Raw genomic sequence first — 1,981 nt, 5'->3', positions numbered from 1 at the left:
CCGTGCTCGCGCTGGTGGCGGGCGGTGGTGGCGCCGTCGTGGTGATGAAGAAGAAGGCCGCCGCGGCCGCCGCAGCCGCCGAGGAAGAAGACGGCGACGATGCCGGTGCCGCCGCGCCCGAGAAGCACGCCAAGGACGAGCACAAGACGGTCCCGACCTTCGTGCCGCTGGAGGTGTTCGTCGTCAACCTGGCCGACAAGGATGCCGAGCGCTTCGCGCAGATCGGCGTCACGCTCGAGGTCGACGACCCGAAGTTCGCCGAGCAGCTGAAGGTCTACATGCCGGCGATCCGCAGCGGCATCCTGATGGTGATGTCGCACAAGACCTCGCAGCAGCTGCTGGACGGCAACGGCAAGATCCAGCTCGCCAAGGACGTGATGCGCGAGGCGGTGCTGCCGCTGGGCATCGAGGTCGACGCCGATGACGCCGACGACGACGCGTCCAAGGGCAAGAAGGGCAAGAAGAAGCGCAAGGCCGCGGTGCACAACCCGGTCACGCACGTGCACTACTCCACCTTCATCATCCAGTGACGCCGCATCCGGTCGTCACCCTCAGGCCCACCCCATGAACCAGCAGATCCTTTCGCAAGACGAAGTCGATGCGCTGTTGCAGGGCATCACCGGGGAAAGCCAGAAGCTGGAAGAGGAAGAAGTCCAGCACGGCAGCATCCGCAATTACGACATTGCCAGCCAGGAGCGGATCGTCCGTGGGCGCATGCCCACGATGGAGATCATCAACGAGCGCTTCGCGCGCAACATCCGCATCGGGCTGTTCAACTTCATCCGCAAGAGCCCGGAGATCTCGATCGGCGGCATCAAGGTGCAGAAGTACAGCGCCTTCCTGCGCGAGATCGTGGTGCCGACCAACTTCAACATCGTCTCGGTGCGTCCGCTGCGCGGCAGCGGGCTGGTGGTGTGCGACCCGACGCTGGTGTTCGCGGTGATCGACTCGCTGTTCGGCGGCGCGGGCAAGTTCCACACCCGCATCGAGGGCCGTGATTTCTCGCCGACCGAGCAGCGCATCATCACGCGCCTGGTCGACGTGGTGACCGAGGAATACAAGAAGGCCTGGCACGGCATCTACCCGCTCGAGCTGGAATACCAGCGCTCGGAGATGCAGCCGCAGTTCGCCAACATCGCGACACCGAGCGAGATCGTCGTGGCCACCAGCTTCACGCTGGAGATCGGCGACACCACCGGCACCATCCATTTCTGCATCCCGTATTCGACGCTGGAGCCGATCCGCGACGTGCTGTATTCGACCATCCAGGGCGACAGCAACGAGCCGGACAAGCGCTGGGTGAACCTGCTGAAGCAGCAGATCCAGTCGGCCGAGGTCGAGCTGGTGGCCGAGCTGGCGCAGGCCCCGGCCACCGTGGAGCAGCTGCTGTCGTTCAAGCCCGGCGATTTCATCGAGCTCGACCTGCAGGCCGGCATCCAGGCCAAGGTGTCGGGCGTGCCGGTGTTCGATTGCCACTACGGAACCTCCAACGGCAAGTACGCCTTGAAGATCGATCAACTGTTGACCGGCTCGTCGATGAGCTGGTTGGGGGAAAACAATGTCAGCTGACAACGCAGCGCCGTCCGAAGAGGACGCGATGGCCGCCGAGTGGGCCGCCGCACTCGCCGAGACCAAGCCCGAGACCGCCTCCGAGGTGCAGAACGCGGCCGAGCAGGTGTCGCCGGTGGCGTTCACGAACTTCGCGTCGGGTGCGGGGCCGTCGGCGCCGAACGACATCAACATGATCCTGGACATCCCGGTGCAGCTCACCGTGGAACTGGGTCGCACGCGCATCCCGATCAAGCACATCCTGCAGCTGGCGCAGGGCTCGGTGGTCGAGCTCGACGCACTGGCGGGCGAGCCGATGGACGTGCTGGTCAACGGCTACCTGATCGCGCAGGGCGAGGTGGTGGTGGTGAACGACAAGTTCGGCATCCGGCTGACCGACATCGTGACGCCCAGCGAGCGCATGCGCCGCCTG

General features: G+C 65.2%; 3 protein-coding genes. All 3 read left to right on the top strand.

What is annotated here, in order from left to right; all coding sequences use genetic code 11:
* A partial coding sequence (locus AC1D12_RS31900; RefSeq protein ID WP_477845177.1) for a flagellar basal body-associated FliL family protein occupies window positions 1–530 on the top strand: 530 nt, incomplete at its 5' end.
* A 34-nt stretch (window positions 531–564) separates the two neighbouring features.
* Window positions 565–1,569: a flagellar motor switch protein FliM gene (fliM, locus tag AC1D12_RS31895; protein WP_047500482.1), complete on the top strand. Its 1,005-nt coding sequence runs from the start codon at window positions 565–567 to the stop codon at window positions 1,567–1,569.
* Window positions 1,559–1,981 (top strand): flagellar motor switch protein FliN (fliN, locus tag AC1D12_RS31890; RefSeq protein WP_477845176.1); only part of this gene is annotated, 423 nt, incomplete at its 3' end. The genes fliM and fliN, both read left to right, overlap by 11 nt.

Source organism: Rhizobacter sp. P1_G5, from assembly GCF_056405435.1.
Note: the sequence above shows the minus strand (reverse complement) of the source record. Positions and strands in the feature narration are given on the sequence as shown.